The organism is Amycolatopsis sp. NPDC043885 (assembly GCF_056435685.1).
This window is the reverse complement of record NZ_JBWKEA010000003.1, coordinates 39,233-65,071: the sequence shown is the minus strand read 5'-3', so window position 1 is coordinate 65,071 and position 25,839 is coordinate 39,233. Positions and strand designations below refer to the sequence as shown.

Below are 25,839 nucleotides of genomic sequence, written 5' to 3'. Positions count from 1 at the left end.
TTCGCGTTCGGGTACCGGACCCATCATGGACTTCCGGCCTGGTCGATGCCCGGTGGTAACGGCGTGGAGACGCCCGCGACAACCCGGCAACCCTGTGCGGGCATGGAGCGTCCTAAGCTGGACTAGGGGGAAAACCGCCGGAAACGGCCTCGACGAGCGAGGGGAGCAGGGTCCATGGGACTAGCGAGCGCGCTGCTTTCGTTCGCGCACAGCCTGTTCGGACCAGGGATCTGGCCTGGGGACTGGGTGTGGGCGACGAGCACCGCGGGAGCGCTGGTCGCGCTGCTGCCCGCACTGGGAGCGATGGTCGTCGCGATCATCCGCAAAGGCACCGGCAACCGCTACGACGTGGTGACCCTGTCCATCTTCGGCGGGATCGGCGTCGTCGCCGTCTTCCTGCTGCCGTGGCTGCTGGCCACCGGGGTTTCGCAGACGTACCAGGAGGCCGCGTCCGAATCGGGCGGTAAGTCCGGCTTCTCCAGCAGCGACCTGGCGACCTTCAACGCCGAGTACAACCCGCTGATCGGCGCGCAGAGCGAATACCTCGGTCGCGGCCAGAACGTGTACGAGGTCCTGTTCTACCCGAACGGGATGCAGCTCAGTTACATCTTCTACCTGATCCTGCTGGTCGGGCTGCCCGCGCTGTCGCTGCTGTTCGTGATGCTGCAGGCGCGCACCGCGTTCCGTCGCGGCCCGAAGTGGCCCTCGCGGTTCTTCTGGATCCCGTTCGTGCTGATGGTGCTGGCAAGTGTCGGCATGGGCGCGAACACGGCCGTGCACTTCTGGCTCGGGTTCCTGCCGTTCAGCGTGCTGGGCCTGATCCCGGTCGCGCTCGTCGGCCCGCCGCCGTGGTCGGTGATCAACCGGCCCGACCCGCAGCCCCGGCAGAAGATCGAGCCGTACCGCCCGGAGCCGCCCGCCCCGAAACCGCAGCCGCAGCTGCCGCCCCCGCCCGCCAAGCAGTACCCGGCGACCGCGCTGGCACAGGCGCCCGAACCTCCCGCGCTGGCCGCGGTCCCCGGCCCGATCCCGCCGCCCCCGGGTTCCCGCAACTCCGGTGGCAGCCGCTACAAGCGCGTCCGGCGGCTCGGCCACGGTGGGTTCGGCACCGTGTGGGAAGCGATCGACACCCAGCTCAACCGCACGGTCGCGCTGAAGATCGCGCACGCGCCGGACCGGGACACCGAAGAGCGCATGCAGCGCGAGGCCAGGGCGCTGGCCGTGGTGAACCACCCCAACTGCGTCAAGGTGTACGACCTCGTCGAGGAACCCGACGGGCTCGCGCTGGTCATGGAGTACCTCGAAGGGCGCTCGCTGGCCGAGATCGTCGACTCGCAGGGCCCGCTCGACGACATCGCCGCCGGACGGCTCTGGTCGACCATGGCCGGCGCGCTCGCCGCGGCGCACGAGAAGGGTGTGCTGCACCGGGACCTCAAGCCGTCGAACATCATCCTCGACCGCAACGGGCTCGCGCACCTCATCGACTTCGGCATCGCCCGCAGCCAGGGCGACTCGAAGATGACCGCGACCGGGATGATGATCGGCACGCCGGACTTCGTCGCCCCCGAGCAGGCGATGGGCTCACCGGCCAGCCCGGCTTCGGACGCCTGGCAGCTCGCCGCGACGGTCAGCTACGCGCTCTCGGGCCAGCCTCCGCGAGGCACCCGGGAGACCCCGATGGCCGCGCTGATGGCCGCCGCCCGCGCCGAACCGGTGTCGAAGCTGCCGAACCGCAGCGCGCACGCGCGGATCCTCATCGCGTCGCTCGACCAGGAGCCCCGCCGTCGTCCGACGCTCACCGCCGTGCGGCGCGACGTCGAAGGCTGGCTCGCTCGCGCGGGCAAGTCGCCGGACGGCCCGGTGACGCAGATCGTGCCGCGTCGCCCTCCGCAGCCGCAGTCCCACCAGCAGCCGCAACCTCAGCGCCACCCGCGCTGACCTGCGGAAAGAGAGCAAGGGACCTTTGCTGTCGTTCGTTAGCGCACTAACCAACGACAGCAAAGGTCCCTTGCTCTCCGTCAGTCGATGACGACCCAGGTCCCGCCGCGCCAGGCCATGGTGAACGTCTTGGGCTCGGCGGCCATCATGGCGATCTGCGGGCTGATCGCGCCCGGCGGCACGACGACCTTGTCCGGTCCCTTGCTCTGCAGTTTCGCTCGGTCGACGCGGGTGGCCTTCAGCTTCTTGGCGTCGTCGGCCGAGAGCATCCCGAACTGCACCGGGGTGAGGCTGCGGCATTCCTTCATCCCGCCGTCGAACGCCGGCGCGGTGATCCGGCAAACGGTGTCGAGGTCCTTGTCGCCCAAAGCGTGGTGATACTCCTCCATCACGTCGGCGGCTCCGTCCGGCGTGTGCGCCACCGCGCCGCCGGTGGCGGGTTTGGTCACCTCGGAGGCGATCGCCGAAGGCTTCGACGAACTGGGCTGTGCGGTGCCGGCCGGCGCCTCCGAGGTGCTCGGAACGGCCGAAGACTGCGGCGACGCGGCGCCCGGCGTCTGCTCCTCACACCCCGCGATCAAGAACAACGCCGCGGCCGCGCAGGCCGCTACGAGCGGTCGGATCGTCATGATGCCCCCTGTAGGACTGCTGCCGACCAGGGGAGAGTAACAACTGTCGACCAAGTGTCACACTTGAATCGGGAAATCAGGAATCGCCGGTGATCAGAGCCAGTATCGACACCGACAAGATGAGCTGAGCGGAGACGCAGGTCCGCGGCATCGCTTCCTTCTTCTTGCCGATGAAGTCGACCTGCACGACCTGGCCGTTGCCCAGCTGGACGCTCAGGGCGCAGGACTCCGCGGTCTGCTCGAACCTGGCCTTCAAGGTGCCGAACTGTCCGTTCCGTACCTCCGCGCCCGCTTTCGGAGGCACGGCTTCGAGACCGCCTGTGCCGTTCGTGTACATCCCGACGGCCTTCGCGTAGGCGACTTCGTGAGTGCAGGTCGGCCCGAGCGGCCCTTCGCCCTTCTGAGCGCCTTCGCGGCCCGCGTTGATCCCGGCGTAGTTCGTATGAGTGAACTTGACGACTTCGCAGATGTCGGCGTTCTTCAGGGCGTCGGCAGCCGGCTCCTGAACGGTGCTCGGCGCCGGTTTGCCTCCGGCGAGCGGGACGAACTTCTTCAGCACCACTTCGGCGACCTTCTTCGCCAGCTCGCAGTGTTCGGCACGAGTGCCCGCTTCGTCGCTGTCGACGTCGTAGGCATCGACAGCGATCGAAGCGTAGGCGCGGACGTCCATGTTGACCGAACAGAACGTCGCCGGTTCCGGGTCGAAGGCGTACGTCCGGCCTTTGATCCCGGCGATCTCCACCGGCTCCATCACCGGGGAGTCCTGCGTGATCCAGCTGTACGGACTGTAGGCGTGCACCTGCGCGCCCTTGTTGTCCGGGAACACGAACTGGCATCCGCTGAGCACGCCCTTCGTGCTCACGAGACCGAGCGGCTGGAGGTCCGGTTTGATCGACTCCAGCCAGTCACAGCCTTCCTCGCCCTGCTGCACAGGCAGGGCCAGCGGCTGGTCGAGTACCTGATCACTGAAACCCGACCCGTCGGCGGGCGGCTCGTACCGCGGATACTTCGCGTCGCTCGCACCCGGTGCCGAGCCCTCGCGGAAAGCCTTCCCGTCGATGGCGCCGGAACACCCGGTGAGCAGCAGGGCGACGGCCACGAAAATCGGCCAACGAGACATGACTACCCCCAGAAATCCTCAATTCGGACGGGAGTCTAAGTCGCTTCCGGGCGTCTCGCTGGGTCTTCGCTCAACCGGTCGTGATCACTTCCAGGACGGTAGCCACAACTCGGCGTTCCAGTGATCGTTGGTGATCGCGTTGCCGTTGAGAATCGGCCACAACCAGGCGAAATTGGCCACGACGAGACCCACGTAGAGGGCGACGACGAGCATGCCGGTGCCCCGTCGTTCGAAACCGCGTTTCGCGCTGCCGAGGATCTGCCCGAGGATCAGCGTCAGCCCGAGTACCAGGAAGGGCGCCAGCGGCGTCGCGTAGAAGTAGTACATCTGTCGGTCGAGGTTGGTGAACCACGGCAGGAACCCGGCCAGGTAACCGACGAGCACGGCGGCGTAGCGCCAGTCCGCGCGGAAGACCGACCGCCACACGCTCCAGCCGAGCATCGGCAGGGCCAGCCACCACATGGCGGGTGTGCCGATCAGCATCGTCGCCCGCACGCAGGTCGACTCGCCGCAGCCGGTCGCGTCGGTACCGCCCGCGTACGCGTAGAGCATCGGCCGCAGGCCCATCGGCCAGGTCCACGGCTTCGACTCCCATGGATGCGGTTTGTCCTTGGGCGTCACCAGGTTCGCGTGGAAATCGAGGACGTTCATCGTGTAGTCGCCGAGCGACCGCAACGCGGGCGGCATCCAGGCCCAGAAACCGGGATCGATGTCCTTGATCGCCACGTAGTTGCGGTCGGTCGCGGTCTCGCTCGCGAACCAGGCCCAGTAGCAGGCGAGGTACACCAGGATCGGGATGACGACGATCGCCCACAGCGCCGGCAGCACGTCGCGGCGCAGCGTGCCGACCCAAGGCCGCTGCACCCCGGCGGCCCGGCGCGCGGCGACGTCGAAGAAGACGGTGAGCAGGCCGAACGCGGCGATGTAGTAGAGCGCCGACCACTTGACGCCGAAGGTCAGCCCGATCATCAGGCCGCCGGCGAACCGCCACCAGCGGAAACCCAGCTTCGGGCCGAACCGCGACTCGTCGATCCAGCCTTCGCGGACGGCAACGGCGAGCCGCTGCCGCACCTGGTCGCGGTCGCACAGCACGCAGGCGAACGCGGCGAGGACGAACAACGCGATGAAGATGTCGAGCATCCCCATGCGGGACTGCAGGTGCAGGACGCCGTCGCTGATCACCAGGATCCCCGCGACCGCGCCGAGCAGGGTCGAGCGGGTGAGGCGCCGCGCGATCCGGATGGTGAGGAACACGATCAGCGTGCCCGCCAGCGCGGGCATGATCCGCCAGCCCCAGGCGTTGTAGCCGAACAGCCATTCGCCGATCGCGATGAGATGCTTCGCCAGCGGCGGGTGGACGATCAGCTCGTAGCCGTAGTTGTCCTCGTAACCGCCGTTGCGCAGCATCTGCCACGCCTGGGGGACATAGTGCTTCTCGTCGAAGACGGGCGTGCCCTTGTCCGTGGGCGTTCCCAGGTTCTGGATCCGGACGATGCCGCCGATGAGCGTCAGCACCAGCGTGACGATCCAGCCGCGCAGGCGATCGGTCGGCATGCCGCGGCCGAGGAGGGTGGCCTCCCGGTCACTCGGTGGCCTGAGCGCGTCGACCGGATCCGGCCGCACGCTCTCGTTGTCCCGGGTCAGCAGTGCGGTCACGGGGCATGATCCTACGGGCGGAAGAGTGAACTCGGTGTCCGGATCTGCGAACCGGTTAACCTTCGGGAATGACCGAAGGACGCCTCGTGCTGGCAGCCACCCCGCTCGGAGACGTCCGCGACGCTTCGCCGCGCCTGTCCGAAGCCCTCGCGACGGCCGACGTGATCGCCGCCGAAGACACGCGGCGCCTGCGCTCCCTCACCGCGGCTCTCGACGTCTCGCCGGTCGGGCGCGTCGTCAGCTTCTACGAGGACGTCGAGACGGCTCGCCTGCCGAAACTGCTCGAATCGCTCCAGTCGGGCGAGACAGTGGTCTTGGTGACCGACGCCGGTATGCCGAGTGTTTCGGATCCCGGATTCCGCCTGGTGGCGGCCTGCGTCGAGGCGGATGTGCCGGTGACCTGCCTGCCCGGCCCGTCGGCGGTGACCACGGCACTGGCGCTGTCCGGCCTGCCTTGCGACCGTTTCTGTTTCGAAGGGTTCGCTCCGCGCAAACCCGGTGAACGCGCGAAATGGCTCGGTTCGCTGAAGGACGAGCTCCGCACGGCCGTGTTCTTCGAATCTCCGCACCGTCTCGCGAGCACGCTCGCCGACGCCGCCGAGGTCCTGGGGCCCGACCGTCGCGCCGCCGTCTGCCGCGAACTGACCAAAACCTACGAAGAGGTCAAACGCGGCAATCTGCCTGAGTTGGCGGCCTGGGCCGCCGACGGGGTCAAGGGCGAGATCACCGTCGTCCTCGCGGGCGCGCCGCCGCGTTCGGTGAGCGTCGGAGACCTGGTCTCGGAGGTCGCGTCGCGTGTCTCGGCAGGTGAACGCCTGAAGTCCGCCGCCGCCGAGGTCGCCGAGGCCGCGGGAGTGTCGAAGAAGGAGCTCTACGACGCGGTGCTCGCGTCCCGCAAGAGCTAGGACAGCAAGGCCGTCACGGCCGCGTGTGCCTTCGCGGCATCGGGCTCCGCGCCGGTGATGACGTCCGTATAGATGAAGGACTCGCCGATCCGCACCAGCAGGTAGGCCAGGTCCTCGACCGGCAGCGGCGGGGTGAGCCGCCCGGCCGTGACCTCCTCGTCGAGGAACTGGCGCATTTTCGCGATCGCGCGGCTCTGCACCACGCTGGCCTTCGTCGTCAGGATCCGCAGCGCCCGCTCGGGCTCGTTGCGCAGGAACTCCCGGAACGGTTTCGAGCCGTTCACGGTCCGGACGAAGGTGCCGACGAGGTCCGCGATCCCTTCGGCGCCGCGGCCGAGCTTGCCGGAAGCCCGCGCTTCGAAGACCTCGACGGTCATCGACCACAGGATCTCGCCCAGCAGCTGATCCCGGCCGCCGACCCACCGGTGCAGGGTGGCCCGGCTGATCCCCAGCTCACCGGCGAGTTCACCCATGTCCACCCGGCGCCCTTCCAGAAACCGGGCGCGCGCGATCGTGAACGCGCGCAGGGCGTCCGGGCGCGACGAGGTCAGCTGGCGTTCGAGTGGGGTTTCGATGAGTGAAACATATCACGACATGTCTCACGCCTGAGACATATGCAAGAATGTCTCATCCCGACGAGGAGGATGCGGATGCGCGCAGTACAGGTGACCGAGTTCGGCGGACCCGAGGTGCTCAACCTCGTCGACCTCCCCGATCCCGTCCCTGGCCCAGGCCAGCGGCTGGTCGAGGTCGACCGGATCGGCATCAACTACGCCGATACGCACCAGGCCGAGAACTCGTACCTCGCTCCGAGCAAGCTCCCGCTCGTGCCCGGCGGCGAGATCGTCGGCCGCACCGCGGACGGCAAGCGTGTCGTCGCGCTGCTCAACGGTGGCGGCGGCTACGCCGAGCGAGCGGTGGCCGACGACGTCACCAGCTTCGAGGTGCCCGAGGGCGTCGATGACCTGACCGCGCTCTCCTTCATCGTCCAGGGCACCACCGCCTCGCTCCTGCTGCGCAAGAGCGCCCACCTCGAAGCCGGCGAATCCGTCGTCGTGCACGCGGCCGCGGGCGGGGTCGGTTCCATCGCCGTGCAGCTGGCGAAAGCCTGGGGAGCGGGCCGGGTCATCGCGACCGCCAGCAGCGCCGAGAAACGTGCCCTCGCCCTCGAACTCGGCGCCGATGTCGCCATCGATTCGCGCGCCGGGAACATGACGGACGCCCTTCGTGAGGCGAACGGCGGCAAGCGTGTCGACATCGTGCTCGACATGACCGGTGGCACGGTCACGGACCAGAGCATCGCGGCCCTCGCGCCGTTCGGCCGCCTCGCGTTCTACGGCATGGCCAGCCGCGAGAACCCGAAGCCGATCGAAGCCCGCAACCTTCTCGGGCACAGCACCACCGTTTCCGGGATGTGGCTGCCGCACGCCTTCAAACTCCCCGGAAACGTCTTCGGGCGCACGCTCGACGAGCTTTTCGAGCTGGCACTCGCCGGCCGGGTCCGCGCCATCGCCGGCGGTGAGTACGCGCTGTCCGACGCGCGCGCCGCCCACGAGGCCCTGCGCTCGCGCGGCACGATGGGCAAGCTTCTGCTGGATCCCACCAAGTAGTTCAGCCGAGCAGGCGCTCCAGCGGGGCGGATTTGTGCAGGCATTCCTGCCATTCCGCTTCGCTGTCGGAGTCGGCGGTGATCCCGCCGCCGACTCCCAGCTCGATCGTGTCTTCGTGGATTTCGAAGGTTCTGATCGCGACGTTCAGTTCCAGCCCGGCGATCGGCGAAGCGAGTCCGATCGCGCCTGTGTAGACGCCACGCGCGGCCGGCTCCAGAGCGGCGATCAGATCCAGCGCGCGGATCTTCGGCGCGCCCGTGACGGAGCCCGGCGGGAAGGTGGCCGCCAGTAGTGCGGCGTCGTCGATGTCGTCGGCGAGAAATCCCTCCACAGTGGACTCCAGATGCCAGACCCCCGGCGCGGGCCGGACCGCCAGCAGTTCGGGAACCCGTACGGTGCCGGTGGCGCACACCCGCCCGAGATCGTTGCGGACGAGATCGGTGATCATCACGTTCTCGGCGACGTCCTTGGTGGATTCCCGCAGCCGCTGCGCGAGATGCGCGTCGGCGGCGTTCCGCCGCGGCAGCGTGCCCTTGATCGGCGTCGACCGGACGTGCCGCCCATGCCTGGCAAGGAAAAGCTCGGGGGAGAACGACACGACCGAGCCCCAGTCGCCGCCGAGGAACGCCGCCCGGCGTGCTCCCAGACGACGTGCACCCTCGGCGAACAACGCGATCGGGTCGCCGGTGAACTTCCCGCTGAAGCGAGCGCAGATATTCGCCTGGAACAGCTCTCCGGCTTCGATCGCGTGCACACAGGCTTTGACCGCGTCGTAGTGCTCCGAGGGAAGCGGACGCGACAACGGGCCGGAACTCCAAGCCGTCGCTTCGGGAACCTCGGCAAGGGCGGATTCCACCGCGGCCACTTCGTCGACCGGATCCGGGGCGTCGTCGGGAACCAGGGCTTCGAACCACCACGTACCGTCCGCGTCCAGCCGCAGCACCCTGTCGACCCAGCCCCAGGCAGCCGGAGGAAGCGCGCCGGACCGGCCGGCGGGATCGGTCAAGTCATAACCCAGGTAACCGAACCAGCCGCCCCCGACCGCGCCGGGTATCGCGTCGCGAATGTCAGGCAGCCGGGTGGGGATCGCGAATGCTTCCGCCACGTCCCGGACAGGAGCCAGGGAAGCGTTGAGCGCGATGACCGCGCGCGATGAGAACCACTCTCCGCACAGCGCGGCGGGCGGTGCGAGTCCGAGCTTCCCGGCGCGTACCCCGAGGACCGCCAGTGCCCGTTCGGGCCCGACGTCCGTCCGCAGCCTCCCGCACATCAACCGCACGCGACATTGTCACCGTCCGGATAGCCGGAAAGGCAACCCGTGTCGGCCGGAAAGTGAGATCCGCGACCGCGCGGTGACATCGTGCACACCCGTCGTCACGCAGTGGGTACTACAAGAGCACATCCGTGAGCTTGAAGGGGTAGACCACGGTGTCCTGCGCGATCGGTCCGTCCACACCGGGCAGACCGGTACCGAAACCGTGCTGATGCAGGCCCAATCGCGAGTGGAACCATCCCGGCCTTCCCGGGATTTCGTTGTGCCTGACCAGCCACAACACCACTTCGCTGTCCGCCCACTTGTCCGGGTGCAAGCGGTTCGTCCAGCAGTCGAGCCCCGCGTACACCAGCACGCGTTCGACGCGCGCCGCATGCCTGACGTGCTTGATCCACGCCTTGATGAACCGGTCGTCGACGCTGGGCGCCTCCACCTCGAGCGCGGGCGCGAGCGAACCGGGCGCGAAGGCGCCGAGCGCGCTCGCCGTCCGCACGAAATGATCGGCCTGGTCGTGGACGGCGCCGGGACGGGCGTAGTGCCGTGCACCGGTGTGGATACCCGCGTGCTGCGCGCCGGTCAGATTGCGTTCCGCCGCGACGTCCCGCCAGTTGGTGTTTTCGGTGACGGCGACCGAAGCGAACCGGGTGTCGGCGCCACGCACCGCCGCCCAGTCCGTCACCGTCTCGCGGTGGGACAGGGTGACGCCGTGCTCACCTTCCGGATCGATCGAACTCACCTGCCTCGAATTTCGCCCCAGTGCGACCGAAAGGTCACCCTACGTCCGAGGAGCGGCCGCAAGGTGACCTTTCGGTTCAGCGTGTCTCAGGCGTTTTCGCGTTGGAACGTCCGTGAGCCCCACCAGATGGCCAGAACGGCCATGACCAGCACCACGACGCTCCCGGTGAACAGCGCGTCCATCGAGAAGTCACCGCGGAAACTGCTCCGCTCGACATCCACCACGTGCCGGAACGGATTGATGCGGGAAATCGTGTACAGCCACTCCGGCGCCGAGCGCGCGGTGATCGGGATCAGGATTCCGGAAAGCAGCAGCAGGGGCAGGAGAACCGCGTTGAGCAAAGCCGGGAAGGTGTCTTCGCTCTTGAGCGTCAACGCCAGTGCGTACGAGCACGATGCCAAGGTGATCGACATCAGGAAGACGATCACCAGGCTGAGTACGACGCCGCCGAACGGCGCGTTCAGGTCGAAGACCAGATACGCCAGCGCGATGATGAGCAAGGCCTGGACGACGGTCTGCAGCGCGTTGGCGAGCACCTTGCCCAGCAACAACGCCACCCGGCTCACCGGTGTGACCCGCATCCGCTCGACCACGCCCGAGCGGTACTCCGCGAGGAGCCCGAACCCGACGAATGAGCTACCGAACAGCGCGAGCTGCGCGATGATCGCCGGCGTGAAGATCATCCAGCCGTCCACATCGGACAGGCCTTGCGCGTTGAGGGCCTTCACCAGAAGCGGTCCGAAGAAGAACAAGTAGAGCAGCGGCTGCATGATGCCGATCGCCAGCCATGTCGGGTTGCGCAACGCCGCGAGCATGTCGCGGCGGAAGATCAACCAGGTGTCATGCAACATGCGTGGCCTCCTTCTCCGCGGCGGCGTCGACCGGCGCGCCTTCTTCGGCGTCGCGCAGGCTCCTGCCCGTCAGGGTCAGGAAGACGTCGTCGAGCGTCGGCCGGTGCACCTGCATGGACGCCATCGCGATGCCACGCGCGTCCAGCGCCCGAAGCAGTTCGGGCATCGCGGTGTCGCCGCGAGGAACCCGGAATCGCACGGTGCCGTCGGTGACGGTCAGTTCGTGTGCCCCTTCGAGGCGGCCCGCGACCTCCGCGGTCTCGGCCGCCGATTCCGGTGAGACCCCGATGGCGACGCTGTCACCGGAAACCCGCGCCTTCAACGAGTCCGGTGTGCCTTCGGCGACGATCTTCCCGTCGTCGATGACGATCAGCCGGTCCGAGAGCGCGTCGGCCTCGTCGAGGTAGTGCGTGGTCAGGAAGACCGTGACACCTTGCTCGTCGCGCAACCTCCGGATGTGGTCCCAGAGGTTCGCCCGGCTCTGCGGGTCGAGACCTGTCGACGGTTCGTCGAGGAAGACGAGACCGGGCGAGTGGATCAGCCCGAGCGCGATGTCGAGACGGCGGCGCTGACCACCCGACAGGGTCGCGGTCGTGCGCTGGTCGAGCCCGGCCAGGTCCAGCTGTTCGGCGAGGACGGCTCCGCGCGCGAACGCCTCCGTCTTGCTCATCCAGTACAGCCGGCCTTGGAATTCGATCTCTTCGATGACCTTGCTCGCCGGCGCGGTGCCGCCGCCCTGGGCGACATAGCCGATTCGCCGACGCACCCCCAGCGGGTCGGCGAGCAGGTCGCAGCCGCCGACCGTCGCCTCACCGGCGGTGGGCTTGAGCAGCGTCGTCAGCATGCGCAGGGTCGTGGTCTTCCCCGCGCCGTTCGGTCCCAGGAAACCGACCAGTTCCCCGGCCGACACGTCGAGATCGACGCCTTTGACGGCGTGGACCTCGCCCCCATTGCGGCCCTTGCGGCGGAACCGCCGCTCAAGGCCGCGTGCCTTGATCATGTCTACTCCTTTCGGGCGCCCAGCTAGTCAAGTTTGACTAGTGGCAGGACGCACTGTGCCTTAGGAGTCGTTCCGTAGTCAAATTTGATTACTTGGGCGGCGCGCCGAACACGGCTTCGTCGTCGCCTTCGCCCGCCATGGCGTACTCGCCGGCTTCGAGACGGCCGATCAAATCCCGCATCCAGCTCACGTTCGCTTCCGCGTGCGCGCTCCACAGCCGGTACAGCTCGCTCACGTGGGGCGGTTTCCCCAGGTCGACCGCGTGCTCGCGGGCGTAATGAGTCGATTGTGCGTGCGCTTCCATGTTCGCCAGCTGCTGCTTCAGCAGGGCAAGTACCTGAGCGCGGGGAAGGGCCGGCATGAACGTGACCGCCGCAGACAGCGAGTACCCGGTGGCGTCGTCGCTCGACAACGCCCTGCCGAGTTGCACGAGGAACTCGGTCTCGCCGTCTTCGGTCAGCCTGTAGGCGACGCGATCGGGGCCGCCACCCGTCTCGACGTCCTCGACCTGTTCCAGCAGGCCTTCGGTGGTCATCTTCTTCAGCGCGTGATAGATCGAACCCGGCTGGACATTGCCCCACTTGTCGGCCGCCCACGAGAGAAGCTCGCGCCGGACCTGGTAGCCGTGTGCCTTCCCGTACATGCGCACGACACCCAGCACCAGCAGACGCGTGGCGGACACGGAGGCCTCCGATCCTCTCCCGGACAACAATGCCTTAGACGACGTCCGTAGGCTAAACAAGCATGAGCACCCCAGTGTTGACCGCGGTGGCCTGGCCCTACGCCAACGGCCCCCGCCACATCGGCCACGTGTCCGGATTCGGCGTCCCGTCCGACGTCTTCTCCCGCTACCAGCGAATGGCCGGCAACCGGGTGCTCATGGTGTCCGGTACCGACGAACACGGCACCCCGATCACCGTCCAGGCCGACAAAGAAGGCATGACCTCCCAGCAGACGGCCGACAAGTACACCCGCCAGATCGGTCAGGACCTGCAGGGGCTCGGCCTCACCTACGACCTGTTCACCCGCACCACCACGGGCAACCACGCCGAGGTCACGCAGCAGATCTTCCTCGCGCTGCACCGCAACGGCTATGTCGTCCCCAAGACGACCCGGGGCGCGATCAGCCCCTCCACAGGTCGCACCCTGCCCGACCGGTACATCGAAGGCACGTGCCCGATCTGCGGCTACGACGGCGCCCGCGGCGACCAGTGCGACAACTGCGGCAACCAGCTCGACGCCGCCGAACTGATCAACCCGAAGTCCCGGATCAACGGTGAAACGCCGAAGTTCGTCGAGACCGAGCACTACTTCCTCGACCTGACGGCCTTCGTCGACACGCTGGGCAAGTGGCTGTCCAGTAAGACCGACTGGCGTCCGAACGTCCTCAACTTCACGAAGAACCTGATCGACGACATGCGGCCGCGGCCGATCACCCGCGATCTCGACTGGGGCGTGAAGATCCCGCTGGACGGCTGGCGCGACCAGCCGCTCAAGCGCTTCTACGTCTGGTTCGACGCGGTCATCGGCTATTTCTCGGCGAGTGTCGAGTGGGCGCGGCGCACCGGTAACCCGGACGCCTGGCAGGAGTGGTGGAACAACCCGGACGCCCGCTCCTATTACTTCATGGGCAAGGACAACATCACCTTCCACGCCCAGATCTGGCCCGCGCTGCTCTTCGGCCACAACGGCGAAGGCGATCGAGGCGGCGTGGCGGGCAAGTACGGCAAGCTGCACCTGCCCGACGAGATCGTTTCCAGCGAGTTTCTCACCATGAGCGGCTCGAAGTTCTCGACCTCGCGCGGCACTGTCATCTACGTCCACGACTTCCTTCGCGACTTCGGCCCGGACACACTGCGGTACTTCATCTCGGTCGCGGGACCCGAGACCCAGGACACCGACTTCACCTGGGACGAATTCGTCCGCCGGACCAACTTCGAACTGGCCAACGAGTGGGGCAACCTCGTCAACCGCTCCATCTCGATGGCCCACAAGAACGTCGGTGCCATTCCTCGCCCCGACGCCCCCACGGCCGCAGACGAGGAGCTCAAGGAGCTCTCCCGCAAGGCGTTCGACACCGCCGGCGCCCACTTGCAGCGGTCACGGTTCAAAGCCGCGGCGAGCGAGGCCATGCGTGTCGTCACCGCCGCGAACCGGTACCTGTCGGACCAGGAGCCTTGGAAGCTCAAGGACGACCCCGCCCGGCGCGACAGCGTTCTGCACACCGCGCTGCAGGTCGTCTCGGACGCCAACACGCTGCTGACTCCCTTCCTGCCCCACTCGGCGCAGAAGGTGCACGAGGCACTCGGTGGCACGGGCGTCTGGGCGGCCCAGCCCGAGCTTCAGGAAGTCGAGGACCTCGACATCCCCGGCCGGATCAACCCCATCATCACCGGCGACTACAAGGCCGAGCAGGCACGCTGGAAGTCCGTGCCGATCGAGGTCGGCAAACCGCTGGAGAAGCCGACCCCGCTGTTCGCCAAACTGGACCCGGAACTCGGCGAGACCGGTCCCGAATGGGCCCCGATCTCGAAGTGATCAGCTGATGGGTGCGGAGAAGAAGGAACTGCCGCCGATCCCGGACAGATTGCCGGTATCGGTGGTGGACGCGCATACCCACCTCGACGCGTGCGGCGCGGTCACCGCGGCTGATGTGACAGCCATGGTCGACCGCGCCGAACGCGCCGGTGTTTCGCGGGTGATCACCGTCGCGGACGACCTCGCGGCCGCTCGCTGGGCCGCGCAAGCGTCCACTTGGGACCCGCGGGTCTGGGCCGCCGTCGCGATCCATCCCACGCGTACCAAGGATTTCGGCGAGCCCGAGAAATCTGAAGTGGAGAGTCTCGCCAAAGAGTCCAGAGTGGTCGCGGTCGGCGAGACCGGCCTCGACTACTACTGGGACTACTCGCCCCACGACGCCCAGCAGGACGCCTTCCGGTGGCATATCGATCTCGCCAAGCGGATCGGCAAACCGCTGATGATCCACGATCGGGACGCCCACGAGGACGTCCTCCGGATCCTCGAGGAAGAGGGAGCGCCCGAGGAGGTCGTCTTCCACTGTTTCTCCGGGGACGAACACATCGCGCGCCGGTGCGTCGACGCGGGATACGTGCTTTCGTTCGCCGGCACGGTCAGCTTCCGTAACGCCCGCGGCCTCCACGAGGCGGCACGGATCGTTCCGGCGGACCAGTACCTCGTCGAAACGGACGCTCCGTTCCTGACCCCGCATCCGTTCCGTGGGCGGCCGAACGAGCCCTACTGCGCCGCCTACACGGTCCGGCACCTCGCCTCGCTCAGGGGCGAGGCGGTACACGAGGTGGCCGAATCGGTGCGAACGACCGCTGAGCGGGTCTTCGGATTGCCGACAGTCACCACCGGTTGAACGGATTGCGACATTAGTGATCAGCAATGGTCCACTCTGATGAGTGACCAACGTCACGACACTCCAGGCGGTGTTTGCGCAACCCGGCGAGGTTCGTTACTGTCCCGTGATCGTGCCGGTCGGGACCCGCTCAAGCGGTTTCCGGCTGTTACGCCCACAGTCACGTCAGTGCACGTCGGGGAAGCGGAACCAGGAGCGGTACGGCCTGGAACCGTGACGATGGCGCTGGCTGGGGGTGTCGGACTTCTAGAGGTGTGCCGAAGCGCGCATCGAGACGAAGGACGTAGTGGAGTGGTTGTCGAGCTCCTCGACGTCTTGGGAAAGGGAACGACCCAGTGACTGGTAGCAGTAGGCAGGATGGCTCGCGCCTCGGCGCAGAGACGAACACCTTCGCTTCCTCCGGTTCGGTTGCCGTGCTCGACCGCGACACTCAGTACGGCGAGCTGGACTACTCCGACGATCCGCGCATCACGCACCAGGACGTCCTGGCCGCGCTCGGCCCCGACGCCGACACCCTGATGGCCGAGATCGACGTCGACGTCGACGAGCTGATCCGCCTCATCAGCGCCGAGACCACCATGCTCCCGCCGATCGTCATCCCGGACGAGCTGGCCGAAGACCGCACCGCGGGCGCGCCGATGAAGGCCGCGACCAAGGACGAGGTCATCTCGAGCGCGACCCGCGTCTGGAAGAAGCGTTTCCTCAAGGGAACCGTCATGGCGGTGCTGCTCACCCTCGGCGGTGGCGGCGCGGCCGCGATGGCGATGAACAAGAGCGTCACGGTCGACGTCGACGGCAAGCAGCAGACCGTCCACAGCTTCGGCGACACCGTCGGTGAGGTCCTCGAAGACGCCGGCCTCTCGGTCGGCGCGCACGACTCGCTCTCTCCCTCGCCTCAGGCCGAGGTGGGCGACGGCGGCGTCATCAAGCTGGAGCGTGGCCGCAAGCTGAACCTGATCGTCGACGGCGCACCGCAGCAGGAGTCCTGGGTCCGCGCGACCAACCTCGGCGACGCGCTGAACCAGCTCGGTCGTGCCGACCTCGCCAAGGCCGGCACTTGGACCTCGCTCCCGCAGAACGGCGAGCTGCCGCTCGAAGGTGCCACCGTCGAGGTCAAGACCCTCAAGAACGTCACCGTCTACGACGGCGCGAACGAACCGCGCAAGGTTCAGACCAACTCGGTCACCACCAAGGAATTCCTCGGTGAGCTCCGGATGACCCTCGGCCCGGACGACGAGGCCGTGGGCGGTCTCGACGTCAAGCTGGTCGACGGCGCCGAGGTCCACATCAGCCGGACCGGCGTCACCATGGTCAAGCAGGACGAGGAGATCGCGCCGCCGGAGCAGAAGGTCGACGACCCGAACCTCGAAAAGGGCAAGACCAAGGTCGAGGACCCGGGCACTCCCGGCCAGAAGACCGTGACCTACAAGGTCACCAAGCGCAACGGCAAAGAGGTCGGCCGCGAGAAGGTCTCGGAAGAGGTCCTCACCGAGGCCAAGCCCAAGATCGTCAAGGTCGGTACCAAGAAGCCCGCCGATCCGGTCATCGGAGACGCCGGCGCCTGGGACCGCATCGCGCAGTGCGAGTCGACCGGTAACTGGTCCGCCAACACCGGCAACGGCTACTACGGTGGCCTGCAGTTCAACAAGAGCACCTGGGACGCCTATGGCGGCGACCAGTACGCCGCGTACCCGCACCAGGCCAGCAAGGCCCAGCAGATCGCTGTCGCCGAGAAGGTCCGCGAGGACCGTGGCGGTTACGGCGCTTGGCCGCACTGTGGCAAGAAGGCCTGACGCCAGATCATCCTCCTTTCCTGAAGGTCACCGTGTGGGTTCGCCCGCAAGGTGGCCTTCAGGCCGTTAGGGGCTTCGGAGGATGAGCCGGGTTCCCGGCTCGCGGTCTCGAGAGTCTCGCCCACCAGCGCGCGGGCCGTATATGTGCCACGTTCCTGGACGGTTCTCGAACACCTCCACCGCCGTGAGGCGGGCTTTGGCGGCCCTGAGGCGGCGCCTGGGCGGGCTTAGGACGGTTTGCCGACTCCTCGGCGGGCTCGGCAGCCGAGGACTGCTCGGCGACCTGCTCCGAGCTCTTCCGGGGCAAAGGGATGTCCGGGCCGGTTTCCGCGAGCTCGACGATCTCTGAGAACGCGTCGCCGCGTCTTTCAGCCGGCGAACGGTCGTCGGCTTCTCCATCGGGGACCGGATAGGCCCGTGGTACCAGGAGCGCGTTCAGGCGGGCGCCTGTCTCGGCATCGAGGTCGCCGCGCATGTCCCAGCGGCCGGTTCGTTTCTGGCGCAACCAGAAGTCGCTCCGCCGCCTTTGCGGAGCGGGGTCGTCTTTGGGTCCTCCATCCGGGTCCAGTTGTGCGAGCAGCTCTGTGCCCGCCACCGTGACGTCGCGCGGTCTCGCGACGCGGGCGAGCTCGACCAAGCCCTCCTCGGCCTCGAGGCGTGCGCTCGCGGTGACGTGCTCGGGCAGCCTCTTCATGACCGTGACGATCCGGTCGATGCTGGCCTCGGCCAGCGCGCCGGTGGTGGCCGCAGTACCGGTCAGGGGCGCGACGGGGTCGATCGACGTGCCGTCGCGCGCCCGTCTCGAATTGAGCGCCAGCGCTCTGCCGGTCACTCTCTGAGCCTCTGCTCGAGGTACCCGGGCCACATGCTCGTAGAAGACGGCGATCGAGTTGTGTCCGTAGAGCTCACGGACCCCACGTGACTCGATCTCGGCCAGGATCTGGCCGACTTCGGCGACAAGACGTCGCCCTTCGCGTAGCCGCGTCTGCAACTCGTCGAGAAGCAGGTCGGCGTCACCTTCCGGCAGGTTGAGCGGGAAGGTCTTGGGAATGTTTGTACTGGTCATCCCTCGATTGTCGAGGCAGATTCGAACGAATGCACGGTATCGATCGGGTGGATGATCATCACGCTCCGGCGGTGCGAACCTGCGCCGATCACCCTTGAGTGGGATGCGTGTCGCTTCGGAAAGCCATACGGATGGTGGGGTCGGATCCGGCCGGGCCCTTGCCCTGGCGATGCATCCGGGCCCACTCCTCGCGGAGCACCCCGTAGACGACGGAATCGTGGACGCCGCCGGACCAGCGCCGTGCGCGCCGGAACCGGCCTTCTTCGACGAACCCGAGCCGTCGCCCGACGGCGATCATTCCCGGGTTACCCGAGAACGTGGCGAAGTCCAGGCGGAGCGCGTCGGTGCGGGAGAACAAGTAGGTCGTCCACATGCGCAAGGCCTCGGTGCCGAACCCGCCGCCCCAATACCGCTCGTCGTAGATGACCAGCCCCATCCGCCGCCAGTCGGTCTGCCTGCTTTCCCAGTACCAGCTGACCCGGCCGATCAGCCTTCCGTCGCTCAGATCGCACACGGCGAGGCTGGTGCGGGGATCGGGCGGATCGGACTTGATCGTGGTGAGTTCGCGCGCCGTGGATTCGGCGGCGGCTGTGGTCGGGGTGCCGAAGTAGGGCCCGTTCGTTTCGTGCCAAGGCCGCGCGGGATCGAGTAAGTCGAGGAGCGGCCCGAGGTCGGACGGGCGCCATTCGCGCAGCCGGACTTTTTCCCCATCGAGTGCGACGTCGTCCACCGGCCAATCGTGGCTTACCGGACCTGGTTACGATCGTCGGGTGACTGAACTGCTCGGTCCTGCGGAAATCAGGGCGCTGGCGGCCGAGCTGGACGTACGTCCGACCAAGAAGCTCGGTCAGAACTTCGTGCACGATCCCAACACGGTGCGCCGCATCGTCGACCTTTCGGGGATCGGCGAAGGGGACGTCGTCCTGGAGGTCGGGCCGGGCCTCGGCTCGCTGACACTCGGGCTGCTCGCGACCGGCGCCGAGGTCGTCGCGGTTGAAATCGACCCTGTCCTGGCGGGGCGGCTGCCGAGCACCGTGGCAGAACGAGGCGGGGGCGAAAGGCTGACGGTCGTCGGCGCGGACGCGTTGCGGATCACCGCGGACGATCTGCCCGCGCGGCCGACGGCGCTCGTCGCGAACCTGCCGTACAACGTCGCCGTTCCCGTCGTGCTCCACCTGCTCGCCGAACTGCCGTCGCTGACCAGCGGTCTCGTAATGGTCCAGACCGAGGTCGCGGACAGGATGGCGGCGGGTCCGGGAAGCCGGACTTACGGCGTTCCCAGCGTCAAGCTCGCCTGGTACGGGAAGACGCGCAAGGTCGCCGCGGTGCCCCGGGCGGTGTTCTGGCCCGTTCCGAACGTCGACTCCGCCTTGGTCGCGTTCGAACGGGGCGACGTGGTGTCGTCCGTGGATCGGGAACGGCTGTTCGCGGTCGTCGACGCCGCCTTCTCGCAACGGCGGAAGACCTTGCGTGCCGCGTTGGCGTCGTGGGCCGGTTCCGCCGAACGCGCGGGGGAACTGCTCGAAAAGGCGGGTATCGACCCCAAGACTCGCGGGGAGCAGCTGGACGTTCATCAGTTCGCCCGGATCGCCGCGGCCGCCGGCTGACCACGTGTCGCAGGTGTGACCGGAGCCGCGCGAACGGCGGCAGGCCAAGGCCGCGCACCTGCGTGATTCCTCCTCTCGATTCGGCGTGGGCGGACCTCGTCTTAGCAGGCAGCGCGCCTGTCGTGACGTAGATACGCCTACTGGCGTCTCATAATATGGACTTCCCATCCTGTATGATGGACGCGACCAGACGTGTGATCTGCGCCTACGCGCTTGCTTTCATCCAGTGGGATCGGTTTTACTCAATAAGCCATCCCGAGCGACTGAGAGACCTGGCTCGCCGAAGTCGCAGCAACCACCCTCCACAGGGCAGGTGCTACCGCCAGGACCGATGGAGGCTGTGCCTAATGAACAGGGTCACCCACCCGCTCCTGCTGACCAGGCGACGTGTCGTCGATGAAGGTCGCCGCACGGTAAGTGCGTGTCGACGCTCCACCGTTACTGCCTGAGTCCTTTCCCTTATCTCTGAATCCGTTCGTTTCCCGGACGGTTACTCGGTGACGGTTGGCGCGCTCGAAAGAAGCAGCGCCCCATGTGCATGGAGCCCTTCGTGATCACTGTCGAAAACCTGTCCAAGTCCTTTCCCCTCAACGGAAATCCCGTCGTCGCACTGCGCGATGTGAGCGTGGACATCCAAGCAGGCTCGCTGTTCGGGGTCGTCGGTCCGGCGGGCTCCGGCAAATCGACCCTCGCCCGGTGCATCGGTCTTCAGGAGCGTCCCGACCGCGGCGTCGTCCGTCTCGACGGCCTCAACACCGGGACACTCGACGGACGCCGGCTCCGCGAAATCCGGCGCCAGGTCGGAGTCGTGAGCACCAAGCCGGAATTGCTCGCCGAGCGCACCATCGCCGGCAACATCGCTTCGCCGCTCGAGCAGCTCGGCCTCGACGGGCCGCAGCGCCGCAACCGGGTCGGCAACCTGCTCGACCTGGTCGGGCTCACCCCCCGTGCGGGGCAGCGACCGGGCGACTTGTCCGCGGGGCAGCTGCGCCGCGTGGCCATCGCCAAGGCGCTGGCCGCCGGGCCGTCCGTGCTCCTGGCCGACGACCCGACCGCGGGCGTGCAGCCCGAGGAGTCCGGCGCGGTCCTGACCGTGCTCGACCGCGCGCGCGCCGAGCTCGGCGTCACCGTGCTGCTCACCACTCCCGACGCCGGCGTGGTCCGCCGTGTCTGCGACGACGTCGCGGTTCTGGAGGCCGGCGCGATCATCGAACGCGGAACCGTGCTCGACCTGGTCTCCGACCCGAACAGCCGGACCGCGCAGGCGCTGCTTCCCGCCATCGAAACCGGGCGGGCACAGGCCTCGAAGTACGACCGCGCGGTGGACGTCGTGCTCGTCGGCTTCGCCTCGGTCGGTGCGCTGCTGCCGGAGGCCGCCGGTCGCTTCGACGTCGAACTCGCCACCATCGGGGGCGGCCTGACCCGGATCGGCGACACGCCGGTCGGCCGGTTCCGCCTCGGGGTGCGTGGTGAGCGCGCGGACGCCGCGCTCGCCTGGATCGCCGAACGTGGCGGCCACGTGACCCACCCGGTCCGCGGGCCGCAGGGTGTCGCCGCCTGATTTCTCCGCGAACGGGCCGCTCAGGACGAATTTCGTCCGGGCGGCCCGTTCGCGTCCGACCCGTCCGTTCTCTTTCTCCTGGTGACAGCGCAAGTGGAGCGGCCACGTAGGCTTGACGCGTGCTCGCCGTCGTACCGCCCCCAGTGACCGTCAGGGTTCCCGCCAAGGTCAACCTGCACCTGTCGGTCGGTGACGTACGCCCGGACGGTTACCACGAGCTGGTGACCGTGTTCCAGGCGCTTTCCCTGACCGACGAGGTGACCGTCGCGGTCACCGAGGACCCCGGTGTCGAGGTCTACGGCGAAGGTGAAGGTTCCGTACCGACAGGAGCCAACAACCTCGCCTGGAAGGCGGCGCAGGCGTTGGCGGCCCACGTCGGCAAGGCGGACGGCGAGTCCAAGGTCAGAGTCGTGTTGCGCAAAGGCATCCCGGTCGCGGGCGGGATGGCCGGTGGCAGTGCCGACGCGGCCGCGACGCTGGTGGGGCTCGCGTCGCTTTGGAAGCTCGACATCTCCCGGGACGAACTGGCGGGTATCGCCGCGAAGCTCGGTAGCGATGTACCTTTCGCGCTCTACGGCGGGACAGCGCTGGGCACCGGCCGAGGCGAGCAGCTGGTGCCTGTCTTGTCGAGGCACACCTTCCACTGGGTCCTGGCCTTCGACCAGCGTGGGCTTTCGACTCCACGGGTGTTCGGCGAGCTGGACAAGTTGCGTGAAGAGGGCAGCCCGCCGCGAATCGGCTCGCACACTCCGGTGGTGGAGGCGCTGGCATCCGGCGACCCGCGGCAGCTGGCGCTGCTTCTTGGCAATGACCTGCAGGCGGCCGCTGTCTCGTTGCGTCCGGGGCTGCGTCGCACATTGAGGGCGGGAGTCAACGCGGGGGCGCTCGCCGGCACCGTGTCCGGATCCGGGCCGACCTGCGCGTTCCTGTGCGCGGACGCCCAGTCGGCCGTCGAGGTGGCCGCGGAGCTGTCCGGCGCGGGTGTCTGTCGCACGGTGCGCGTCGCGCACGGGCCGGTCCCCGGAGCCCGGCTGGTCGGCGGAGACGACGCGCCGCGGCCGTCGCCGCCTCGGGTGCACGCATGAGGGTGTCCGAAATGGACACCGACTAATTCGTTGTGGTGCGAGCTTTTTGGAAAGGATCGGCTGAGGCATGGCCAACTTGGTCAACCTGGAGTCGGTGAGCAAGTCCTTCGGGGTGCGCCCGCTGCTCGACGGTGTTTCGCTCGGTGTGGCGGAGGGGCAGCGTATCGGTGTCGTCGGTCTCAACGGGGGCGGGAAGACGACGCTGCTGGAGGTCCTCGCGGGGATCAGCGAGCCGGACGCGGGACGTGTCAGTCAAGTCCGGGGCCTGCGGATGGCGGTGGTCACCCAGCGGACCGAACTTCCCGACGGCAGCACGGTCGGAGACGTCGTGCTGGAGCGCTACGGCGCGGAGCACGAGTGGGCCGCTGACGCGCGTGTCCGGTCCATTATGGATGGTTTGGGCATCACCGCTCTCGGTATCGAGAAGGCGACGGCGAACCTGTCAGGTGGCGAACGGCGCCGTGTCGCGTTGGCGGCCGCCCTCACCGGTGAACTGGACCTCGTCGTCCTCGACGAGCCCACCAACCACCTCGACGTGGAAGGTGTGCGCTGGCTCGCGGATCACCTGCTCAACCGCAAGATCGCGGTCGTGGTCGTCACCCACGACCGGTGGTTCCTCGACACGGTCGCGAGTGTGACCTGGGAGGTCGCCAACGGTCGCGTCGAGCAGTACGAAGGCGGATACGCGGACTGGATCTTCGCGCGGGCCGAGCGGGCGAGGCTTGCGGCGACGGCCGAGGAAAAGCGGCAGAACCTGGCACGTAAAGAGCTCGCATGGCTGCGTCGCGGTCCGCAGGCCAGGACGTCGAAGCCGCGATACCGCGTCGAGGCGGCGGAGGCGTTGATCTCCGACGTGCCGGAGCCGCGTGATTCGGTCGAGCTGCAGGCGTTCGCCCGCCGTCGGCTGGGGAAGACCGTGCTGGAGATCGAGGACGCCACGTTGACCGTCGGCGACCGCACTCTGCTCGATCACGTCACCTGGCGGATCGGGCCCGGCGATCGGATCGGCCTGGTCGGCGTCAACGGGTCCGGCAAGACGACGCTCCTCAAGCTGCTCGGCGGCGACAGGGAACCCGAGACGGGACGACGGATCCAGGGCAAGACGGTCAGCCTCGCGCATCTGCGCCAGGAGCTCGATGACCTGCCGGGCGATCTGCGCGTGCTGCAGGCGATCGAAGAGGTCTCCGGCCGGGTCGTGTTCGGCAAGCAGGAGCTGACCGCTTCCCAGCTGGCCGAAAAGCTGGGTTTCCCCGCCGCGAGGCAGTGGACGCCGGTCGAGGACCTTTCCGGTGGTGAACGGCGCCGTCTGCAGCTGTGCCGGCTCCTGATGGCCGAGCCCAACGTGCTGCTGCTCGACGAACCGACGAACGATCTCGACATCGACACCTTGCAGCAGCTCGAAGATCTGCTGGATTCCTGGCCGGGCAGCCTCGTCGTCGTTTCGCACGACCGATACCTGGTGGAACGCGTCTGCGACACGATCGTGGCCTTGTTCGGGGACGGGCAAGTGACCCACCTGCCGGGCGGGATCGAGGAGTACCTCGACCGGCGCGCCAAGAAACTCGAGAAGGCCGGCGGAGACCGAAAGAGCGGCAACGCGCAGGCCTCCGCGCCCAGGAAGAACGCCGCGGAACAGCGGGCGGCCCAGAAGGAGCTGTCCCGCCTCGAGCGCAAGCTCGACCAGCTGCACGCGAAGGAAGAGAAGCTGCATGCGGCGCTGCTCGCCGCGGCGACCGATCCGACGAAACTCATCGAGCTGAACACCGAATTGAAAGCCGTCGAAACGGAGAAGGAGGAGGTCGAGGCCCAGTGGCTCGAGACCTCCGAAGCGATCGAATGAGTTCGCTCGACGGCGAGCGGGCCGTTCAGCGCGGACAGTAGTGTGACGCGCATGAGTCGGTTCGTGGACACGCTCGTCGCCACCGCGGCGGGGCGAGGTCAGCAGCGGGGAATGGTCACCGGGGAGCCCAAGGAGCCGGTTCGGCGTACGTGGGCCGAGATTCACGAGCAGGCCAAGCGGGTCGCCGGGGGTCTGGTGGCGGCTGGGCTGGAACCCGGCAAAGCGGTCGCGGTACTGGCGGCGGCGCCGTCGCTGATCGCGCCGACGGTTCAGGCGGTCTGGCTCGCCGGCGGCAGCGTGACGATGCTGCACCAGCCGACGCAGCGCACAGACCTCGCCGAATGGGCCGAGGACACCGTTCGCGTGCTGCGGATGATCGGGTCCGGCCTGGTTTTGCTCGGTGAGCCGTTCGATCAGCTGGCGCCGGTGCTCACGGAGCACGGCATCGCCTTCCAGGTCATCGCCGAGCTGCTCGAGGCCGAACCGCTGCCGGAGCCCGTGCCGACAGCCGAATCGGACACGGCGCTCCTGCAGCTGACCAGCGGGTCGACGGCCGACCCGAAGGCCGTTCAGATCACCTACGGGAACCTGTATTCGAACGTCAAGGCGATGGTCGACCGGGCAGAGTTCGATTTCGACGTCGACGTGATGGTCTCGTGGCTGCCCACCTTCCACGACATGGGGATGGTCGGGTTCCTGACGGTGCCGATGACGTTCGGCGTCGAGCTCGTCAAGATCACGCCGCTGGAGTTCCTGTCGGGACCGTTGATCTGGCCGCAGCTGATCAGCAAGTACAACGGCACGACCACGGCCGCGCCGAACTTCGCGTACGCGATCGTGGGCAGGCGGATGGCCCGTGTCGAGGACGACGACGCGTACGACCTCTCGAAGCTCCGGATCGCGCTGAACGGCGCCGAGCCGATCGACGAAACAGCCGTGAAGACGTTCGTCGAGGCTGGGGCACGCTTCAAGATGCCCGCCGAATGCGTGTTCCCCGCGTACGGCATGGCGGAGGCGACTCTCGCGGTTTCGTTCGCGCCGTTGTTCACCGGCTTGACGCTGGACGTGGTCGAGGCCGACGCGCTCGAGGCGGACAACCGCGCGGTGCCGGTCCCCGAGGGTGACCCGCGCCGGGGGACCGACGAAGTCCGGTCGTTCGCGGTGCTCGGGCCGCCGCTCGACGGGCTCGAGGCCGAGATCGTCGACGACAAGGGAACGGTGCTCGGAGAACGCGAGGTCGGGGAGATCCGCCTGCGCGGCGAGGCCGTGACACCGGGGTACCTGACCATGGAAGGGCCGCTCGCGACGCAGGACGAGGACGGCTGGCTGCTCACCGGTGACCTCGGCTACCTGGTCGATGGCATGATCGTCATCTGCGGCCGTCGCAAGGACGTCATCATCATGGGCGGCCGGAACCTGTACCCGACCGATATCGAACGCGCGGCGACCTCGGTCGAGGGGGTCCGAGCGGGGAACGCCGTGGCCGTGCGGCTCGACGCCGGCAGCCGCCGTGAACGGTTCGCCGTCGTGGTCGAATCGAAACTCGCCGGGGATCCGGAAGCGGAGAAGGCGCTGGCGAAGGAGGTCGCGGCCAAGGTGCGCGGCGCCGTCGACATGCGGCCCTTCGCGGTCGTGGTGCTCCCGGCGGGAAGCCTGCCCAAGACGCCCTCGGGCAAGGTGAAGCGGGCCGCGACCGCCGTCCAGTTCGCGGACAAGATCGCCAAGAACGCGGCGACCAGCTGACACGAATGGGCCGGGTCCGCGAAGATCGCGGACCCGGCCCCTTC

The 25,839-nt window shown here is 67.9% G+C and carries 22 protein-coding genes and 1 riboswitch; of the genes, 11 read left to right on the top strand and 11 right to left on the bottom strand.

All coding sequences use genetic code 11. From position 1 onward, the window contains the following. The first annotated feature begins 174 nt into the window (after positions 1-174). Positions 175-1,938, top strand: coding sequence for a serine/threonine-protein kinase (locus tag AC069I_RS13170; protein ID WP_478225493.1), 1,764 nt, complete (start codon positions 175-177; stop codon positions 1,936-1,938). Between the two features lie 80 nt (positions 1,939-2,018). Here AC069I_RS13170 and AC069I_RS13165 read toward each other — a convergent pair whose 3' ends face one another. From AC069I_RS13165 to AC069I_RS13155, 3 genes are all read right to left on the bottom strand, one after another. Further along, positions 2,019-2,567: a hypothetical protein gene (locus AC069I_RS13165; protein WP_478225494.1), complete on the bottom strand. Its 549-nt coding sequence runs from the start codon at positions 2,565-2,567 to the stop codon at positions 2,019-2,021. 76 nt (positions 2,568-2,643) lie between these two features. Then, positions 2,644-3,687 carry a DUF3558 domain-containing protein gene (locus AC069I_RS13160; protein ID WP_478225495.1) on the bottom strand — a complete coding sequence of 348 codons (1,044 nt, stop codon included), beginning with the start codon at positions 3,685-3,687 and terminating at the stop codon, positions 2,644-2,646. 84 nt (positions 3,688-3,771) lie between these two features. Then, positions 3,772-5,343: a dolichyl-phosphate-mannose--protein mannosyltransferase gene (locus AC069I_RS13155; protein ID WP_125674145.1), complete on the bottom strand. Its 1,572-nt coding sequence runs from the start codon at positions 5,341-5,343 to the stop codon at positions 3,772-3,774. Positions 5,344-5,411: 68 nt separating this feature from the next. Between AC069I_RS13155 and rsmI the strand changes: the two genes are divergently transcribed. Next, positions 5,412-6,248, top strand: a complete 837-nt coding sequence (gene rsmI / locus AC069I_RS13150; RefSeq protein WP_478225496.1) for a 16S rRNA (cytidine(1402)-2'-O)-methyltransferase — start codon at positions 5,412-5,414, stop codon at positions 6,246-6,248. Here rsmI and AC069I_RS13145 read toward each other — a convergent pair. Beyond that, positions 6,245-6,721, bottom strand: coding sequence for a QsdR family transcriptional regulator (locus AC069I_RS13145; RefSeq protein WP_478265662.1), 477 nt, complete (start codon positions 6,719-6,721; stop codon positions 6,245-6,247). The genes rsmI and AC069I_RS13145 overlap by 4 nt on opposite strands. A 177-nt stretch (positions 6,722-6,898) precedes the next feature. On the opposite strand from AC069I_RS13145, the gene AC069I_RS13140 reads away from it, so the two are divergent. After that, a complete protein-coding gene (locus AC069I_RS13140; protein ID WP_478225498.1) occupies positions 6,899-7,858 on the top strand; it encodes a quinone oxidoreductase family protein in 960 nt (319 codons plus the stop codon). Position 7,859: 1 nt separating this feature from the next. Here AC069I_RS13140 and AC069I_RS13135 read toward each other — a convergent pair whose 3' ends face one another. The 5 genes from AC069I_RS13135 to AC069I_RS13115 all read right to left on the bottom strand — a co-directional run bounded on the left by AC069I_RS13135 (position 7,860) and on the right by AC069I_RS13115 (position 12,400). Continuing rightward, complete coding sequence (locus tag AC069I_RS13135) at positions 7,860-9,137, bottom strand: aminodeoxychorismate synthase component I (RefSeq protein ID WP_478225499.1); 1,278 nt, start codon at positions 9,135-9,137, stop codon at positions 7,860-7,862. Positions 9,138-9,246: 109 nt separating this feature from the next. Beyond that, positions 9,247-9,867, bottom strand: coding sequence for a glycoside hydrolase family 25 protein (locus tag AC069I_RS13130; RefSeq protein WP_478225500.1), 621 nt, complete (start codon positions 9,865-9,867; stop codon positions 9,247-9,249). A gap of 86 nt (positions 9,868-9,953) precedes the next feature. Then, positions 9,954-10,718 (bottom strand): ABC transporter permease, encoded by a 765-nt coding sequence (locus tag AC069I_RS13125; protein WP_478225501.1) that lies wholly within the window; start codon positions 10,716-10,718, stop codon positions 9,954-9,956. Next, on the bottom strand, positions 10,708-11,718 hold the full coding sequence (locus AC069I_RS13120) for an ATP-binding cassette domain-containing protein (RefSeq protein WP_478265500.1): 1,011 nt from the start codon (positions 11,716-11,718) through the stop codon (positions 10,708-10,710). Before AC069I_RS13120 ends, AC069I_RS13125 begins: the two co-directional genes overlap by 11 nt. Positions 11,719-11,806: 88 nt before the next feature. Beyond that, positions 11,807-12,400, bottom strand: a complete 594-nt coding sequence (locus AC069I_RS13115) for a PadR family transcriptional regulator (RefSeq protein ID WP_478265499.1) — start codon at positions 12,398-12,400, stop codon at positions 11,807-11,809. A gap of 62 nt (positions 12,401-12,462) precedes the next feature. On the opposite strand from AC069I_RS13115, the gene metG reads away from it, so the two are divergent. The 3 genes from metG to AC069I_RS13100 all read left to right on the top strand — a co-directional run bounded on the left by metG (position 12,463) and on the right by AC069I_RS13100 (position 16,893). Beyond that, positions 12,463-14,256: a methionine--tRNA ligase gene (metG, locus tag AC069I_RS13110; protein WP_457959804.1), complete on the top strand. Its 1,794-nt coding sequence runs from the start codon at positions 12,463-12,465 to the stop codon at positions 14,254-14,256. Positions 14,257-14,263: 7 nt separating this feature from the next. Beyond that, a complete protein-coding gene (locus AC069I_RS13105) occupies positions 14,264-15,100 on the top strand; it encodes a TatD family hydrolase (protein ID WP_478225504.1) in 837 nt (278 codons plus the stop codon). 413 nt (positions 15,101-15,513) lie between these two features. Continuing rightward, entirely contained in the window at positions 15,514-16,893 is a 1,380-nt protein-coding gene (locus tag AC069I_RS13100) for a transglycosylase family protein (RefSeq protein WP_478225551.1), read from the top strand. A gap of 58 nt (positions 16,894-16,951) precedes the next feature. Here the strand turns inward: AC069I_RS13100 and AC069I_RS13095 are convergent, their stop codons facing one another. Further along, a complete protein-coding gene (locus AC069I_RS13095) occupies positions 16,952-17,959 on the bottom strand; it encodes a DUF222 domain-containing protein (protein ID WP_478225505.1) in 1,008 nt (335 codons plus the stop codon). A gap of 88 nt (positions 17,960-18,047) precedes the next feature. Then, positions 18,048-18,689, bottom strand: a complete 642-nt coding sequence (locus AC069I_RS13090; protein WP_478225506.1) for a GNAT family N-acetyltransferase — start codon at positions 18,687-18,689, stop codon at positions 18,048-18,050. 40 nt (positions 18,690-18,729) lie between these two features. On the opposite strand from AC069I_RS13090, the gene rsmA reads away from it, so the two are divergent. The 5 genes from rsmA (at position 18,730) to AC069I_RS13065 (ending at position 25,795) form a co-directional block, all read left to right on the top strand. Continuing rightward, positions 18,730-19,566 (top strand): 16S rRNA (adenine(1518)-N(6)/adenine(1519)-N(6))-dimethyltransferase RsmA, encoded by an 837-nt coding sequence (gene rsmA, locus AC069I_RS13085; RefSeq protein ID WP_478225507.1) that lies wholly within the window; start codon positions 18,730-18,732, stop codon positions 19,564-19,566. Positions 19,567-19,813: 247 nt separating this feature from the next. Further along, positions 19,814-19,904, top strand: a riboswitch (SAM riboswitch). Positions 19,905-20,116: 212 nt separating this feature from the next. Next, positions 20,117-21,127, top strand: coding sequence for a methionine ABC transporter ATP-binding protein (locus tag AC069I_RS13080; RefSeq protein ID WP_478225508.1), 1,011 nt, complete (start codon positions 20,117-20,119; stop codon positions 21,125-21,127). A gap of 119 nt (positions 21,128-21,246) precedes the next feature. Beyond that, on the top strand, positions 21,247-22,212 hold the full coding sequence (locus AC069I_RS13075) for a 4-(cytidine 5'-diphospho)-2-C-methyl-D-erythritol kinase (protein WP_007028772.1): 966 nt from the start codon (positions 21,247-21,249) through the stop codon (positions 22,210-22,212). Positions 22,213-22,279: 67 nt separating this feature from the next. Beyond that, positions 22,280-24,052, top strand: coding sequence for an ABC-F family ATP-binding cassette domain-containing protein (locus AC069I_RS13070; RefSeq protein WP_478225509.1), 1,773 nt, complete (start codon positions 22,280-22,282; stop codon positions 24,050-24,052). A gap of 51 nt (positions 24,053-24,103) precedes the next feature. Next, positions 24,104-25,795, top strand: a complete 1,692-nt coding sequence (locus tag AC069I_RS13065; RefSeq protein WP_478225510.1) for a fatty acyl-AMP ligase — start codon at positions 24,104-24,106, stop codon at positions 25,793-25,795. Positions 25,796-25,839 lie beyond the last annotated feature (44 nt).

Bases quoted from the DNA above. Each gene is read 5' to 3' on its own strand.
- AC069I_RS13120 (WP_478265500.1), bottom strand. From the start codon at position 11,718: ATGATCAAGGCACGCGGCCTTGAGCGGCGGTTCCGCCGCAAGGGCCGC.
- AC069I_RS13065 (WP_478225510.1), top strand. From the start codon at position 24,104: ATGAGTCGGTTCGTGGACACGCTCGTCGCCACCGCGGCGGGGCGAGGT.
- AC069I_RS13070 (WP_478225509.1), top strand. From the start codon at position 22,280: ATGGCCAACTTGGTCAACCTGGAGTCGGTGAGCAAGTCCTTCGGGGTG.
- AC069I_RS13165 (WP_478225494.1), bottom strand. From the start codon at position 2,567: ATGACGATCCGACCGCTCGTAGCGGCCTGCGCGGCCGCGGCGTTGTTC.
- rsmI (WP_478225496.1), top strand. From the start codon at position 5,412: ATGACCGAAGGACGCCTCGTGCTGGCAGCCACCCCGCTCGGAGACGTC.
- AC069I_RS13145 (WP_478265662.1), bottom strand. From the start codon at position 6,721: ATGGGTGAACTCGCCGGTGAGCTGGGGATCAGCCGGGCCACCCTGCAC.
- metG (WP_457959804.1), top strand. From the start codon at position 12,463: ATGAGCACCCCAGTGTTGACCGCGGTGGCCTGGCCCTACGCCAACGGC.
- AC069I_RS13125 (WP_478225501.1), bottom strand. From the start codon at position 10,718: ATGTTGCATGACACCTGGTTGATCTTCCGCCGCGACATGCTCGCGGCG.
- AC069I_RS13170 (WP_478225493.1), top strand. From the start codon at position 175: ATGGGACTAGCGAGCGCGCTGCTTTCGTTCGCGCACAGCCTGTTCGGA.
- AC069I_RS13095 (WP_478225505.1), bottom strand. From the start codon at position 17,959: ATGACCAGTACAAACATTCCCAAGACCTTCCCGCTCAACCTGCCGGAA.
- AC069I_RS13160 (WP_478225495.1), bottom strand. From the start codon at position 3,687: ATGTCTCGTTGGCCGATTTTCGTGGCCGTCGCCCTGCTGCTCACCGGG.
- AC069I_RS13140 (WP_478225498.1), top strand. From the start codon at position 6,899: ATGCGCGCAGTACAGGTGACCGAGTTCGGCGGACCCGAGGTGCTCAAC.
- AC069I_RS13105 (WP_478225504.1), top strand. From the start codon at position 14,264: ATGGGTGCGGAGAAGAAGGAACTGCCGCCGATCCCGGACAGATTGCCG.